At 63.7% G+C, this 14,623-nt stretch carries 13 protein-coding genes; 7 read left to right on the top strand and 6 right to left on the bottom strand.

The genetic code is table 11. The features are described 5' to 3' along the window. Positions 1-39: 39 nt before the first annotated feature. The 5 genes from ACFOMF_RS02395 to uraH all read right to left on the bottom strand — a co-directional run bounded on the left by ACFOMF_RS02395 (position 40) and on the right by uraH (position 8,105). Positions 40-2,169, bottom strand: coding sequence for a putative bifunctional diguanylate cyclase/phosphodiesterase (locus ACFOMF_RS02395; protein ID WP_386360844.1), 2,130 nt, complete (start codon positions 2,167-2,169; stop codon positions 40-42). A 153-nt stretch (positions 2,170-2,322) separates the two neighbouring features. After that, positions 2,323-5,976, bottom strand: coding sequence for a CHASE domain-containing protein (locus tag ACFOMF_RS02390; protein WP_386360842.1), 3,654 nt, complete (start codon positions 5,974-5,976; stop codon positions 2,323-2,325). A gap of 128 nt (positions 5,977-6,104) precedes the next feature. Beyond that, complete coding sequence (locus tag ACFOMF_RS02385; protein ID WP_386360840.1) at positions 6,105-6,776, bottom strand: OmpA family protein; 672 nt, start codon at positions 6,774-6,776, stop codon at positions 6,105-6,107. 179 nt (positions 6,777-6,955) lie between these two features. After that, positions 6,956-7,669 (bottom strand): GntR family transcriptional regulator, encoded by a 714-nt coding sequence (locus ACFOMF_RS02380; RefSeq protein ID WP_386360839.1) that lies wholly within the window; start codon positions 7,667-7,669, stop codon positions 6,956-6,958. A gap of 82 nt (positions 7,670-7,751) precedes the next feature. Next, entirely contained in the window at positions 7,752-8,105 is a 354-nt protein-coding gene (gene uraH / locus ACFOMF_RS02375) for a hydroxyisourate hydrolase (RefSeq protein WP_386360837.1), read from the bottom strand. A gap of 226 nt (positions 8,106-8,331) precedes the next feature. Between uraH and puuE the strand changes: the two genes are divergently transcribed. The 6 genes from puuE to ACFOMF_RS02345 all read left to right on the top strand — a co-directional run bounded on the left by puuE (position 8,332) and on the right by ACFOMF_RS02345 (position 13,005). Beyond that, complete coding sequence (gene puuE / locus ACFOMF_RS02370) at positions 8,332-9,258, top strand: allantoinase PuuE (RefSeq protein WP_386360835.1); 927 nt, start codon at positions 8,332-8,334, stop codon at positions 9,256-9,258. Further along, entirely contained in the window at positions 9,255-9,770 is a 516-nt protein-coding gene (gene uraD / locus ACFOMF_RS02365) for a 2-oxo-4-hydroxy-4-carboxy-5-ureidoimidazoline decarboxylase (RefSeq protein WP_386360833.1), read from the top strand. Before puuE ends, uraD begins: the two co-directional genes overlap by 4 nt. Before the next feature lie 7 nt (positions 9,771-9,777). Further along, entirely contained in the window at positions 9,778-10,782 is a 1,005-nt protein-coding gene (gene alc / locus ACFOMF_RS02360; RefSeq protein ID WP_386360832.1) for an allantoicase, read from the top strand. A 123-nt stretch (positions 10,783-10,905) separates the two neighbouring features. Beyond that, the gene (locus tag ACFOMF_RS02355) at positions 10,906-11,415 is read left to right on the top strand and encodes an ureidoglycolate lyase (protein WP_386360830.1); all 510 of its coding nucleotides are present in this window, start codon (positions 10,906-10,908) and stop codon (positions 11,413-11,415) included. A 6-nt stretch (positions 11,416-11,421) separates the two neighbouring features. Further along, positions 11,422-12,612: a urate hydroxylase PuuD gene (locus tag ACFOMF_RS02350; protein ID WP_386360828.1), complete on the top strand. Its 1,191-nt coding sequence runs from the start codon at positions 11,422-11,424 to the stop codon at positions 12,610-12,612. A 222-nt stretch (positions 12,613-12,834) separates the two neighbouring features. After that, entirely contained in the window at positions 12,835-13,005 is a 171-nt protein-coding gene (locus ACFOMF_RS02345) for a con-10 family general stress protein (protein ID WP_386360827.1), read from the top strand. Between the two features lie 87 nt (positions 13,006-13,092). On the opposite strand, the gene ACFOMF_RS02340 is transcribed toward ACFOMF_RS02345, so the two are convergent. Further along, positions 13,093-14,004, bottom strand: a complete 912-nt coding sequence (locus ACFOMF_RS02340) for an ATPase (protein WP_386360825.1) — start codon at positions 14,002-14,004, stop codon at positions 13,093-13,095. Between the two features lie 275 nt (positions 14,005-14,279). Between ACFOMF_RS02340 and ACFOMF_RS02335 the strand changes: the two genes are divergently transcribed. Further along, positions 14,280-14,555, top strand: coding sequence for a hypothetical protein (locus ACFOMF_RS02335; protein WP_386360823.1), 276 nt, complete (start codon positions 14,280-14,282; stop codon positions 14,553-14,555). Positions 14,556-14,623 lie beyond the last annotated feature (68 nt).

Below are 14,623 nucleotides of genomic sequence, written 5' to 3'. Positions count from 1 at the left end.
TCACCGGCACTCGAAAAGGCGGACCCCGGTCCGCCTTTTTCATGTCTGGCCGAGGCGTTGCCAGTCAACCTGCTTGGGGAAGGCGCAGGCTTGCTCGGCATCGAGCGATGGCGACACCAGGAAACCCTGCATGATCTGGCAGCCGTGCTCGATCAGCCAGTTGCGCTGGCCGAGGGTCTCGACGCCTTCGGCGATCACCTCAAGCCCCAGATTGCGGCCCAGCTCGATGATGGTGCTGACCACCGCAGCGTCACGCGGCGAGTCGAGCATGTTGGTGATGAACAGACGATCGATCTTCAGCGTGTCTATCTCGAAGTGTCGCAGGTAGGCCAGCGACGAGTAGCCGGTGCCGAAATCGTCGATCGCCACCTTGACCCCCAGGCGCCGCAGGCTGTCGAGCTTGGAGCAGCTGTGCTTGAGGTCCTGCATCAGGGTGCCCTCGGTCACCTCCAGCTCAAGCTGGGCGGGCTTGAGACCATGCAGATCGAGCAGTCGGCCCAGGCTGTCGAGCAATCCCTCGCTGGCGAACTGCACCGGACTCACGTTGAGGCTGAAAATCAGCTCGTCGCCAAAGATCGAATGCCAGTCGCGGCAAGTGGCAATGCCCTCGCTGAGCACCCACTGCCCCACCCGGTTGATCAGCCGTGTCTCCTCCAGCAGCGGGATGAAGTCGCACGGCATGATCTCCTCGCCCTTGCGATCCCAGCGCAACAAGGCCTCGAAGCCTCGCAGGGCGCCGTTGCCCAGATAGACCTGAGGCTGGTAGACCAGGCGGAAGTCACCCCGATCGGTGGCGCTGCGCAGATTTTCCTCGAGGATCAGGCGGGCATGGGCCCGGCTGTTCATCTCAGCGGAGAAGAAACGGTACTGCTGACGTCCGGCACGTTTGGCCTCGTACATGGCCATGTCCGCCGCACGCAGCAGATCCTCGACCCGCTCGCCACAGCCGGGAAACGAGGCGATGCCGATGCTCGCGCCCAGGGTCACCTCGGTGCCATCCACCGAATGTCGCACCGAAATGAGCTCGATCAGTTTTTCCGCCACCCGGGCGGCGTCTTCCGGATGATCGAGCGAGTCCAGCAGGGCGGTGAATTCATCACCGCCCATGCGCGCCAGCACATCGTAGGAGCGCATGCAGGTCTCCAGCAGGCGGGCAACCTTGCAGAGAATGGCGTCACCCGCCTCATGACCCAGCGAGTCGTTGATGCGCTTGAATCCGTCCAGGTCGATGTAGAGGATCGCCATGCGCTTGCCGTTCCGATCGACACGCGACAGGGCCGACTCCAGCGCCTGATGGAAGCCGCGACGATTGAGCAGGCCGGTAAGCGAATCGGTGATGGCCTGCGCCTCGAGTTGCGCGTGCAGGTTGCGCACATCGGACATGTCCAGGGCGATCACCACCATCGAGCGCTGCTGGCGCGGCAACGGCGAGCAGGAGAGTGTCACCGGTAGCATGCCGCCGGTGGCCATGCGCAATTGCGCTTCGTGCACACGGTAGGTGGAGCCGCTACGCCAGGCCTGATACATCTCGGTGTCACGCCATCTGGCGGAGATCCGCGGCACCCCCAGATGCGACAGTAGCGGGGTCCCCTGCAGGGCTTCGACGGAGGAGTGCAGCATGTCGGCGATGGCCGGGTTGGCGAAGCTGATCATGCCATCCTCGCCGACCACCAGGATGCCTTCGGCTGCATTGTTCAGCACCGAGGCATTGAATGCCTGGGCACTGTCCAGTTGCTGCGTCAGCAACTGCAAGTTGCGCCTGTTGTGCTCGAGGTTGAGCAAGGTATTGATCTTGTGCTTGAGCACCTGCGGATCGAAGGGCTTGAGAATGAAATCCACTGCGCCTGTGGCGTAGCCCTGCAGCACCGCATCCCGGGTATGGGTGTTCGCCGAGACAAAGATGATCGGGGTGAAACGTGTCTGCGGGTTGCCCCGCATCAGACGCGCCACCTCGAACCCGTCCATGCCGGGCATCTGCACGTCGAGCAGCACCAGCTCGATGTCCAGCTCAAGCAGCGCCTGCAGCGCCGCCTCTCCGGAGCTGACCGTATGTACCTGCCAATCTCCGTCACCCAGTAACGCCTCCATGGCGACGAGATTGGATTCGCGGTCGTCCACGACCAACAGCTTCCGACTGCGCGGCAGCGTCCTCACTTGCGCATTAGCCATATATATCCCTTCACCTATGCCGTTTCCCGAAACACTGCCCTGCAGGCTTAGTCCGGTATGCCAATGCTTTCATAGACCACTCCCATCCCTTCGGAGTGCGCGGCAGAGGCGCTGGAAGGAGAGATACCACACAAAATCACTCCGTTATTTCGTTCAGACGCTCGTTTCGCCACCTTTGCCCAGCCAACGCTGGACTACTGCCTCCAGAGCATCGGTCTGCACCGGCTTGGCGATAACATCGTTGGTACCTTCCACCAGGCTGCCATCGCGCTCCGGCTCCTCCGCCAGGCAGAGAATAGGGACCTGGCAGCCATGTTCGCTGCGCAGTTGACGAACCAGTTCAGGCGCAGCGCCGTCGGCCTGCACCGACATGAGCACCAGGTCGTAGGCCTCGCTCTCGAAGCGCTCGATCGCCTCATCGAGGGTGGTGGCCGCGGTGGCCTGCAAGCCGAGTTCATCGAGCTGGCCCGACAACACGAAAACGCTGCGCACGTCGGGCTCGAACACCAGTACCCGCCGGCCCAGCAGGGGCTGCTCGGAAACGTCCCGGGTCGCTCCCGGACGTGCTGGGGGCTGCTGGCTGAGCAGCGCATCCATTCGATCCTCGCTGTCGCTCCGGGACATGGCTACCGCGCCCTGGTTCTGGAGTCGTTGCAGTCCGGCCTGGGAGAGGGGTTCACGGCTGTAAACGATCACTTTTGTTTCCTTGTTGAAGGGTCGTAGCCGGTTGAGGGCATCGAGCAAGTCCTGACCCCCCCCTTGGGGAAGGTCGAAATCCATGACCAGTGCGCGGTAACCGTGCGCGGCAAACGCCAGGCGCGCATCATCGCTACGGGTCACAAGGGTGACGCTGTAACCGAGTCGTTCGAAGCGCGCCCGAAGCCGCTTGCCCCGCTCGGGTTCAGCCTCTATCAGCAACAGGCGGCTCGAATTGCTCTCGCGTCGCGACACATCGACCAGAAGGCGCTGGAGATCGAGCTTGGACAATGGTTTCGTCAAATAATGCAGCGCCCCGTCTTGCCAGCCCTTGCTCTGTGCCGCGCTTGCCAGCAGGACCACCGGAACCTGGTGATAGGCCGGATTTTCCCGCAGGCGCCGGTAGAACGCCCAACCGTCGAAGTAGGCACTGTCGAGATCCACTATGACCGCCATGAATCGTCGCTCGCTCAAGGCGGCAACGGCCTGCGCCTCGTCCCGGCAGCGAAGCACGCCCAGGCCCTGAGAATGCGCGACCGACAGCACCTGTTCGGCAGCCTCAGAGTCGGCTTCGAGCAGCAGCAGCGATTCGTTGCCCTCGTCCAGCCCGGGCTCGCCTGGCAGATGCCGCACCAGCGGCAATTCGACGGTAAAGCAGGCCCCCTGACCCAGTGCGCTACGCAGGCTGATATGCCCGCCCAGCACCTCCACCAGTTGCCGGGTGATGGCCAGGCCCAGCCCGGTGCCACCATGGTGCCGGCTGATCGACCCATCGATCTGCTGAAAAGCCTGGAAAATCCGCTCCTGCTGGTCTTCGGGGATACCGATGCCGGTGTCATGGACCTGAAACTGCAGCCACTCCTGCCCCGCCGCTTCACAGTGGCAGACGATCAGCTCGACGCTGCCACGCTCGGTGAACTTCAGCGCGTTGGAAAGCAGGTTGCCTAGAATCTGCTGCAGCCGCGCACGATCGGTCACCAGCGCCTGGGGCGTGCCGGGGGTGATCTGGGTGGCGAAACGCAGCCGCTTTTGCGCAGCCTGCGCATGGGCATGGTCTTCGAGCTCCTGCAGCAGCGCGGGGATGTCCACCGATTCGGGCGCGAGTGGCAGACGCCCCGCATCAATGCGCGAGAGGTCGAGCACATCATTGATCAATTGCAACAGCTCGTTGCCGGCGCGATGCATGATGTCGGCGTACTGCACCTGCTTGTCGGTCAGTGTGCCCGTGGCGTTCTGGCGCATCTGGTCGCTGAGCAGCAGTATGCTGTTGAGCGGCGTGCGCAACTCGTGGGACATGTTGGCAAGGAACTCGGATTTGTAACGGCTGGCAATGGCCAGCTGATCGGCCTGATCGCGCAGGCGCAGCTCCGCGGCCTTGCGATGGCTGACATCGATGAGTACCGCCTGAACCAGCACCTCTTCGCCACTGCGCAGCGGTGCCAGGCCGATCTCCAGCGGAATGCGGCTGCCGTCGCGGTGCTGGCCGAAGACCTCGCGGTTGTTGCCGATGCGAATGGCCTCGGGCTGGCGCAGATAGGCCTCGCGGATACGGACGTGATCATCCCGCAGCTCATCCGGCAGCAAACTTTCCACGGGCTGACCGAGCAGTTCCTCCCGGGAATAGCCCAGCAGCATTTCGGTCTGCCGATTGATCATCACGATGCGCCCGTCATGGCCGGTCAGCACGAAGGCGTTGGGCAGACCCTCGACCATGTCGCGGAACCGCTCCTCGGCTCGCTTGAACGCTCGCAGATCGACCAGGTTGAGCACGTAATGCGCCTGATCGAAATGGCTGAAACGGGTCGAGTGCAGCGTTACCGGCACGGGCTCGCCATCTTCGCGATAGGCCAGAATCTCCGGGTCTTCCGGCAACTGCTGGGAGGTGCTCAGCACACCGGGCAGGTAGTAGCTCACCCGACTGCCAAGCAGCCGCTCGACATCCTGATCGAGCAGGGTCGCAGCGCTCTGATTGGCCAACTCGATGCGCCCTCCTTCATCGCACAGCAGCGTGGCCACCGGCAGTTTCTCGATGAGCACCCGAAAGCGGGCTTCCCGCTCGCGCAATTGCAGTGTCAACGCACGGCTGCTGGCCAGGGTTCGCTCGCGCAGATAGAGGTACCCCCCCACCAGCAGGGAAAACAGCAATACCGCCGTCAGCCCGGCGATCAGGCTGAAGGCGCGATTGTCGTCGCCAATGCTTGCCTCGTAGCGAGGCGTACTGGCAACCACCAGGCGCCAGTTTCGGCCATAGACGTAGATCGGACGCTCCTGGCGAAACTCCGCATCCACCCGCTGTGCCTGCGCCGCCAGCAACGGCAGCGCAGGCTCGGCGGCGTCGAACAGCTGGATGTCGAACAGGTCGTAGCGTTCGGTAAGAACCCCTTCCATCAGGTCGTCCAGGCGAAACGCGCCATACAGCGCCCCGATGAAGGCCGCCTGGCGCTCGGCCAGATTGGACTGTGGCATGGTCGGCGCGTACACCGGCAGGAACAACAGCGTTGCAGCCTGGGCGCTGTCGTCGGTTTCCTGGATAAGCCGCAGCGGTCCGGAGAGCGTCGGATAGCCCGTATTGCGCGCCCGGAGGATCGCCTCGCGCCGCACACCCTCGCTGAGCAGGTTAAAGCCAATGACCTTGCGGTTGCTCCACACCGGTGGGTAGGTGTATTGCACCACCACATGCTCTTCCCGATCGCTTGGCGGCCATATCCGCCCACCATCGGTCGAGCCTGTATCGAGCTGGCGCTCCAGGGGAGCGAGCTGCTCATGGGGAGCGAAGCGGGCAAGGTTCAGCGCCTGGATCCCAGGGTAGATTTCCTGCAAACGCAACTGATCGGTGGCCTTCAGCCAGGTCTCCGGGCTGATTTCCTCGCTTGCGGTCATCAGACCCGCAAGGCCGCGCAGGACCATCTCATAGGCCTGCATCCGCTCCCTGAGCCTATGCTCGATGTAATCGACCTCGAAGTTGAAGCGCCGCTCATGCTCGAACAGCGCCCTGTTCTCCAACGTCGACCACTGCCAACCGACCCACCCCCCGAGGCCGGCCAGGAGTGCCAGAGTAACCAGCACGGGAAGCCAGGGCCTGCGGGTCTTCAGAGTGGGGCGATCTTCCATCAGACCTCCCGTACCACTACCGGCTCACAATGAACGTGCTTCTGAGTCGTCAGGGCAGGAGAGGTTCCGCAACATTGCACCCTGATGGCGCAAAAGCGGGGCCGTCGCGGCCCCGCCAGGGGTTTCGCTTACTGGGCGCCCGGCAGCGGGCGGAGATTGATTTCCACGCGGCGGTTCTGCGAGCGACCGGCCTCGGTGTTGTTCGAGGCGATGGGCTGGTCAGGACCGGCGCCGCGGGTGGTGACCCGAGCCGGATTGACGCCTTGCGAAGTCAGGTAGTTCGCCACGCTCTGGGCCCGGCGCTGGGAAAGGGTCTGGTTGTACTGATAAGCCCCGGTGCTGTCGGTATGGCCGACAATCTCGATGCTGTTCTGATCGTATTGGCGGAAGGTATTGGCCAGGTTGTTCAGCGGCGCGTAGAAGTTGCTGGCAATATCCGCCGAATTGGTGGCGAAGGTGATGTTGCCAGGCATGATCAAGGTGATGTCGTCACCCTGGCGCTGGACCTCGACACCGGTACCGGCCATGCGCTGACGCAATTCGGCTTCCTGCTTGTCGGCATAGTAGCCGTAGCCGGCACCTGCCGCGCCCGCCACGGCGGCGCCGATCAGTGCGCCCTTGCCGCGATTGTCATGGTTGATCAGGGCACCGGCGGCGGCACCGGCCAGGGCGCCCACGCCACCGTAGGTCGCAGCGCGGCTGGCACCCTGACCACCAGTATTTTCATAGGGGTTGGTCGCGCAGCCGGCAAGCATCACCAACGCACCGGTGGCCACCCACATCCGGGAAAGTTTCAACATCGAAGTACTACTCCACATTCGGTCCCCTCGATGGGGCACTCATCGTAACTGCGATGTAATTCGGCATCACCGGGTCACGTCGCATCAGCACATTTGCGCCCTTTTCGGTCGCGGCGCCAGACTGCCACGAACAAACTGTGACCGCAGTCGCAGCCGACGGCCGGCAGGCCCTGCAGCTCTCAGCCGCTGCGCGCCTGAACCACCTGGGAAAACACGCTGCGCAGGTCGGTCGAGGAGCGCTCCGCGTCGAGTTGCAGCCTGGCATCGATATGGTCGAGATGATGAGCCATCAGCGCCACCGCCTGCTCGGTGTTACGCGCGGCCAGCGCGTCGAGCAACGCATCGTGTTCCTCGCAGGCACAGTGATCACCGGGCCCCCGCTCGTAACGGGCGATGATCAACGACGTCTGCGATACCAGGCTGCGCTGGAATCCAAGCAAAGGGGCATTGCCCGCGGCTTCGGCCAGGCGCAGATGGAACTCGCCGGACAACCTGATACTGGCGCCACGATCGCCCCGTGCCAGGCAGTCCCGCTCTGCCGCCACCAGCGCTCGCAGCCCGGCCAGATCCTCATGCGTGGCGCGCAGCGCGGCCAGCCGGATGATGGCCAGCTCGACCAGCCGCCGCGCATGCAGGATCTCCACGGCTTCTGCCGCATTGGGGCAGGCAACCACGGCGCCGCGATTGGGCCGCAGCGACACCACCCCCTCGTGGGCCAGACGCGAAAGCGCCCGTCGAATGACCGTGCGGCTGACTCCGAAGATCTCTCCCAGCGCCTCCTCGCTCAGCCGCGTCGCCGGCGCCAGCCGCTGTTCGAGAATGGCATCGAAGATGTGCGCATAGACGATATCGTCCTGGGCGCCGCTGCGCTTCTTGCGGTCAGACTGGTTCATAAAACGCCACACCGGCAGATCAGGCCATCCAGGCAAGCACCACCAAGCGGCATTGCCTGGAGCCAGGCACCGGAACGGAGCACTAGCTACCCCGGTAGGTCGAGTAGCTGTACGGGGAGACCAGCAGCGGTACGTGGTAATGAGACTGCTCAGCCGAGATGCCGAAACGTAGCACCACCACATCGAGAAAGGCCGGATCGCCCAGCGCAACGCCGCGGTCACGGTAGTAATCACCTACACCGAAGTGCAGCTGATAAATGCCCGTGCGATAGGCGTCACCTTCGAGCAAGGGTGTGTCGCAGCGCCCGTCGTCATTGGTGCGGGCCGTGCCCAGCCGAACGAGCTGCTCGCCTTCGACGCGAAAGAGCTCGATGGCAACACCCTGTCCGGGACAGCCATGGGCGGCGTCCAGTACATGCGTAGTCAAACGCCCCATCAGGGTCTCCTCGGTTGGATAAAGGCATCCAGCATAGCCCTGCAAAGGCATGGCAACAAGGTTGTATACAAGTTTGTCCGGATCGTTCCAGGCATGGCGCAATTACTGCTTGTCGATCATACCCGGCGCCTCTCAAGGCCTGCCCGTGGAGCGACGCACCATTTCCTGTTCACATGGTCAGGAAATATTGTATACACTTCATGAATTCAAACGCTCGGATTGCCCTGTGACTCAGTATCCTCGTGACCTGATCGGCTACGCCGGCCAGCCGCCTCATCCGCACTGGCCCGGCGAAGCCAATATCGCCCTCTCTTTCGTGCTCAATTACGAGGAAGGCGGCGAGCGCAACATCCTGCACGGGGACCGGGAATCCGAGGCGTTCCTATCTGAAATGGTCGCTGCCCAGCCCTTGCAGGGCGTGCGCAACATGAGCATGGAATCGCTCTACGAGTACGGCAGCCGTGCCGGGGTCTGGCGAATCCTCAAGCTGTTCGAGCGCCATGGCATTCCGCTGACCGTGTTCGCCGTGGCCATGGCCGCCGAGCGTCATCCGGAGCTGATTCGGGCAATGCACGCCGCCGGCCACGAAATCTGCAGCCACGGCTTGCGCTGGATCGACTACCAGTACATGGACGAGGAGGAAGAACGCGCCCATCTGCAGGAGGCGATCCGCATCCTTACCAGGCTCATCGGCGAACGCCCGCTCGGCTGGTACACCGGTCGCACCAGCCCCAACACCCGTCGGCTGGTACGCGAGGAAGGCGGCTTTCTCTACGACTCCGACACCTATGACGACGACCTGCCCTGGTGGGACCCGCAAGGCACTCCCGACAGGCCGCACCTGGTGATCCCCTACACCCTGGACACCAACGACATGCGCTTCACCCAGGTGCAGGGCTTCAATAGCGGCGATGACTTCTACAACTACCTGAAGGATGCCTTCGACGTGCTCTACGCTGAAGGCGAGGCCGGCGCGCCGAAGATGCTTTCGATCGGCATGCACTGCCGGCTGCTCGGCCGCCCTGCGCGACTGGCCTCGCTGGCCCGCTTCATCGACTACGTGAAAGGCCACCAGCGTGTCTGGTTCGCCCGCCGCGTCGACATCGCCCGCCACTGGCACGCCACCCACCCCTTCACCGGACGCCCCGCATGACCCGTTTCGCCACGCTCACCCCCTCGACACTGGACCGCGATGCCTTCGTCGCCACCTTCGCCGACATCTACGAGCATTCCCCCTGGATCGCCGAGCGCGCCTTCGATGCCGGGGTGAGCGCCGCCGATGACGAGGTCGAGCACCTGCATGCACGGCTGATGGCGGTCCTGCGCGCGGCCAGCCACGATGAACAGCTGGCGCTGATCAACGCCCACCCGGATCTGGCCGGCCGCGCCGCGATCGCAGGCGAGCTGACCGCCTCGAGCACCTCGGAGCAGGCCGGCGCCGGCATTCACTTGTGCACGCCGGAGGAGTTCGCCCGTTTCACCGAGCTGAACGCGGCCTACAAGGCGAAGTTCGGCTTTCCCTTCATCATGGCGGTCAAGGGCAGCGACCGGCACCAGATCCTCGCCGCCTTCGCCGAACGCATCCACCATACGCCCGAGCAGGAATTCGCCCGGGCGCTCACCGAAATCAACAGGATCGCCCTGTTCCGCCTGCAGGCGCTCTGAGACCGACATGAAACGCACCTACGCCGCCCCCTTCGAGAAGTACCTGAACCTGGCCGACGCCCGCCTCGGCACCCGCGCCATTTCCGTCACTGACGACTGGTTTGCCACCGTCGACCGCATGCTCCAGCCCCACGAGCCGGTGTGGAAGGAAGGCGTCTACGACGACAATGGCAAGTGGATGGACGGCTGGGAGTCGCGCCGCAAACGGTTCGAAGGTTACGACCATGCGGTGATCCGCCTCGGCGTGCCCGGCGTCATCAAGGGCGTGGACATCGATACCCGCTACTTCACCGGCAACTACCCGCCCTCGGCCTCGCTGGAAGCGTGCTTCGTCGAAGACGGCGGCGACCCGGACAGCAGCACCCGCTGGATCGAGGTGCTGCCGGCGGCGGACCTCTCGGGCAACAGCCACCACTACCATGCGGTGAGCGACGAGGGCCCCTGGACCCACCTGCGGCTGAACATCTACCCCGACGGCGGCGTGGCGCGCCTGCGGGTCTACGGCATCCCGTACCGCAACTGGTCACGGCAGCCGGCGGACGAGCTGATCGACCTGGCCGCGGCGCTCAACGGCGGCCGGGCGCTGGCGTGCTCCGACGAGCATTTCGGCCGAATGGGCAATATCCTCAACCCGGACCGCGGGGTGAACATGGGCGACGGCTGGGAAACCGCCCGGCGCCGCACCCCGGGCAACGACTGGGTGATCGTCGCCCTCGGCCATCCGGGCGAGATCGAGCGCATCGTGGTCGATACCCTGCACTTCAAGGGCAACTACCCGGACAGCTGCTCGATCCAGGCGGCTTATGTGGAAGGCGGCACCGACAGCCAGATCGAGACCCGCAGCCTGTTCTGGCGCGAGCTGCTACCGAGCCGGAAGCTCTCGATGCATCAGGAGCACGCGTTCAGCGAGGAAATCATCCCGCTGGGGCCGATCAGCCATGTGCGCCTGAACATCTTTCCCGACGGCGGTGTCAGCCGGCTGCGGCTGTATGGCCGGCTGGCGCGACCCTGAGCCGCGATCGACCTCAACAGGACTCCATCATTTCGTAGGAGCGAGCCTGCTCGCGAACCTGTCGCGCCGCGTTTCGCGAGCAAGCTCGCTCCTACGGTACGCCCACCTGAATCGAGAGCCCCTATGCGCACCCTCCCGATCGAACCGCTGACCAGAGAACGCTTCGCCCCCTTTGGCGACGTCATCGAAACCGAGGGCCGCGAGCACTTTCTCATCAACAATGGCTCCACCCGCCGCTACCACGCGCTGGCGACGGTGGAGACCGACGACCGTGCGATCCTCAGCATCTTCGCCGCCGAAGCGCTGGAGATGCCGCTAATGATCCGCATGCTCGAGCGCCATCCGCTGGGCAGCCAGGCCTTCGTGCCGCTGCTCGGCCACCCTTTCCTGATCGTGGTGGCGCCGCCCGGCGACCGTCCCGACCCGGAGCATGTCCGCGCCTTCATCAGCGATGGCAGGCAGGGCGTCAACTACCACCGCGGCGTGTGGCACCATCCGGTGCTCTGCGTCGAAAAGCGGGATGAATTCCTGGTGGTCGACCGCAGCGGGCCCGGCCCCAACTGCGACGAACATTTCTTCGCCGAGGCAGAGCAATGGCTGCTCGACCCGGCCCAACAGGCCCGCATGAGGTAACCCGTCTTGGAAGCACACCTGACCGAATGGCTGAACCTGACCATTCGCTGGATTCACCTGATCGTCGGCATCGCCTGGATCGGCGCATCCTTCTATTTCGTCTGGCTGGAAAACCACCTGGACCGGCGCAATCCCGAAGCGGGCCTGTCCGGCGATCTTTGGGCGATCCACGGCGGCGGCATCTACCACCTGCGCAAGTACAAGCTGGCGCCGGAAAAGATGCCGGAGACGCTGCACTGGTTCAAATGGGAAGCCTATGCCACCTGGCTCTCCGGCGTGGCGCTGCTCACCGTGGTGTACTACCTGAACCCTGGCCTGTATCTGGTCGCGCCCGGGAGCGATCTCGCGCCCGCCGCTGCCGTACTCATCGGTCTCGGCTCACTGCTCGCGGGCTGGTTCGTTTACGACGGGCTGTGCAATTCACCCCTCGGCAAGCGCCCGGCCCTGCTCGCCGCGGCACTGTTTCTGCTCTCGGTGGCGGCGGCCTGGGGCTACAGCCAGATCTTCAGCGGGCGCGCCGCTTACATCCATGTCGGCGCCCTGCTCGGCACCCTCATGGTGGGCAACGTGTTCCGGGTCATCATGCCGGCCCAGCGTGCGCTGGTAGCGGCGATTCAGGCCAACCGCGAACCCGACCCGCTGCTGCCGGCCCGCGGCCTGCTGCGCTCGCGGCACAACAATTACTTCACCCTGCCGGTGCTGTTCATCATGATCAGCAACCACTTCCCCAGCACCTACGGCAGCGCCTGGAACTGGGCGATCCTCGCCGCGATATCGGCGCTGGCCGTGCTGGTACGGCATTATTTCAACACCCGCCACGACAGCCATCGCTTCGCCTGGGCCCTGCCCGCTGCCGCACTGGGGATGATTTGCCTGGCCTTCGTGACCTCACCCCAGCGGGCGAGCACACCACCAACCGAGCCGGCGGCTGCCCAGGTCGGCTTTGTCGAGGCCCGCCAGCTGATGGATACCCATTGCACCGTATGCCATGCCGCAAAGCCCACCAGCCCTCTTTTCAGCAGTGCCCCGGGCGGGGTGATGTTCGATACGCCGCAGCAGATGCAACAGATGGCGCATCGTATCCACGCCCAGGCGGTAGCTACCCATGCGATGCCCCTGGGCAACATCACGGGTATGACCCAGCCCGAGCGCGACCGACTCGGGCAATGGATCAGCCAGGGCGCACCCATTGAATAGCGAGACATTAACGAAGCGGGATAATCCTGAGTAATAACCAAACCTCAGAAGTCTCGCTTCGTTGTACTACCACCAAGCCATAGTTACACAGGCCATAGGGAAAACCACTCGTCGTTACATGTCGTACGACCTGAACTCGCAAGTCAGGCCCACCTCTGATTCCTTGAAGGCTGAGACTCTTTTCCCAGCCCCAGGTCTATTATTCCAAGAGGAGAAAGAGACATGGTCAACAAGAATCCGGGCAACTTCGCCAATGATCGCGAGAAAGCCTCCGAGGCAGGACGCAAGGGCGGCCATAACAGCGGTGGCAACTTTGCAAACGATCGCGAGAAAGCCTCCGAGGCAGGCCGTAAAGGCGGCCAGAACAGCCACGGCGGTGGACGCAGTAGTTAAGCAATCAGGAAATAAAAAGGCGAAGAGCTCCGTTCTTCGCCTTTTTATTTCTCGGGATCTTATGCGGGCGCCTTCTTATTCCGGCGCTTATTGCTGGCGAGCATTTATCTGAGCCTGCAAGTTGGCAACCTGACTTTGCAATGTATTGATATTGCGCGCCATCTGGGCTCGGAACGCATCGAACTCCAAGGAGCTTGTCGGGGTCGCGGGCCTTGCATCCAGCTCACTGCGCAGAACCAGTACTTCCTGTTCGAGACGCTCCAGTACCTGTCTTGGCACCGCCGCTTTCTCCAACGCCGTGATCTCCTGCCTCAGGGTATCCAGCGAGGCGTCGAGCGTGCCCTGTGCCAAGTTACCCTCGAGTAATTTCGATTGCTCCGCGGCCAAGGCATCCGCCCGTCGATCCAGGGCATCCAACGCCGCCTGCTGTGACTGGAACGCCTGACCCAGCTGGTCCAGTCTCTGTCCCTGCTCACTGGACCGTCGGCCTTGTTCGTCCAGGCGACCCATCTGCTCTTCCAACCGCCGCGTCTGCCCGCCCTGCTGGTCAGCAAGGGACTCCTGCTGACTCAACAGCAACTGCTGACGCCGTTCGAAGTCCGCACCCTGCCGCTCCAGCTGGGCGATGCGCAGCTTCACGGCCTCGCTTTCGCTGGTGACGGTGGATTCCGCTGCCACCACCTGACCGGTAATGGCACTCAGCCGACCCGCCGCGTCCTCACTGATCCGCGCAAAGCTGTCCTGGGTGGCGACGAGCTGGGTTTCGAGCAAGGCGATCTGCCGCGATGTCCACCACCCCTGGAGGCCCAGCGCAACGCCGAGCAATAGTACAAGCGCCCAAAGCAAGCCCGTGCTGCCTCGCCGCCGCCGGTCTCGGGGCTGTCGCAGCTCCGGCGCCTGGCGATGATGCTCGAACTCCGGTGCGGGGTAAGGCCGATCGCTCTCGCGAACGCTCAGGCTGGGCACGCGGTCGGGGTCATCGTTGGCATCGTTACGCATGGCGGCACCTGAGCTTCTAAGCGAAAGCGAGGAGTATACCGGTAGAGCAGCAACCGCTTCGATGCACCAATTGCAGGCAACCGACGGCCGTGCAGGCGTGCCGGGGTGTCATTAGGCCGCACGCGCGCGCCCCAGGTCGCAGACAGAAGGATGGAACCGCGCCCTACTGCAGGCCCAGCGACGTTTAATATAAATGGCACAGATACTGCTTGGTAGTATTTGAAAGTCGAGCCGCCGAACTCGCGTGGCGTGGCGCGAAACAGGAGGATAAGGAAATGGAACTCAACAAGGCCGTTCTCGATTGCATGCAAAGCCTCAGACGCAAGCTGCGGGCAGAGCAGAATCTTGTGATCAGGCTGAGCCAACCCGACGCCATCGCCACCATGATCGCCGCCTGCCAGCAATCCAGCGACCCGGAAACCCGTGCGTTAGGGCAACGACTGGCCGAGCACAGCCACCATGAGGAGCGTCCCACCATCACACCGCCTGCCCGGTCTTCACCGGACCACGGACCGGTGCTGATCTACCGGGGCCAGCGTATCCACACCTGAAGGGGAACAGCTTCGCGCGCTAACGGTCCATTGCCCGAGCAGCCGGGAGCATCCTTTCAGAACGGCCC

Source organism: Stutzerimonas tarimensis (assembly GCF_042648805.1).
Taxonomy (GTDB): Bacteria; Pseudomonadota; Gammaproteobacteria; order Pseudomonadales; family Pseudomonadaceae; genus Azomonas; species Azomonas tarimensis.
The sequence above is the reverse complement of the archived record's forward strand: the minus strand, read 5'-3'. Positions and strand labels throughout refer to the sequence as shown.

What these genes read in the sequence shown, in the direction of transcription:
- ACFOMF_RS02395 (WP_386360844.1), bottom strand. Translation starts at nt 2,169, where the DNA reads ATGGCTAATGCGCAAGTGAGGACGCTGCCGCGCAGTCGGAAGCTGTTG.
- ACFOMF_RS02390 (WP_386360842.1), bottom strand. Translation starts at nt 5,976, where the DNA reads ATGGAAGATCGCCCCACTCTGAAGACCCGCAGGCCCTGGCTTCCCGTG.
- ACFOMF_RS02385 (WP_386360840.1), bottom strand. Translation starts at nt 6,776, where the DNA reads ATGTTGAAACTTTCCCGGATGTGGGTGGCCACCGGTGCGTTGGTGATG.
- ACFOMF_RS02380 (WP_386360839.1), bottom strand. Translation starts at nt 7,669, where the DNA reads ATGAACCAGTCTGACCGCAAGAAGCGCAGCGGCGCCCAGGACGATATC.
- uraH (WP_386360837.1), bottom strand. Translation starts at nt 8,105, where the DNA reads ATGGGGCGTTTGACTACGCATGTACTGGACGCCGCCCATGGCTGTCCC.
- uraD (WP_386360833.1), top strand. Translation starts at nt 9,255, where the DNA reads ATGACCCGTTTCGCCACGCTCACCCCCTCGACACTGGACCGCGATGCC.
- alc (WP_386360832.1), top strand. Translation starts at nt 9,778, where the DNA reads ATGAAACGCACCTACGCCGCCCCCTTCGAGAAGTACCTGAACCTGGCC.
- ACFOMF_RS02355 (WP_386360830.1), top strand. Translation starts at nt 10,906, where the DNA reads ATGCGCACCCTCCCGATCGAACCGCTGACCAGAGAACGCTTCGCCCCC.
- ACFOMF_RS02345 (WP_386360827.1), top strand. Translation starts at nt 12,835, where the DNA reads ATGGTCAACAAGAATCCGGGCAACTTCGCCAATGATCGCGAGAAAGCC.
- ACFOMF_RS02340 (WP_386360825.1), bottom strand. Translation starts at nt 14,004, where the DNA reads ATGCGTAACGATGCCAACGATGACCCCGACCGCGTGCCCAGCCTGAGC.
- ACFOMF_RS02335 (WP_386360823.1), top strand. Translation starts at nt 14,280, where the DNA reads ATGGAACTCAACAAGGCCGTTCTCGATTGCATGCAAAGCCTCAGACGC.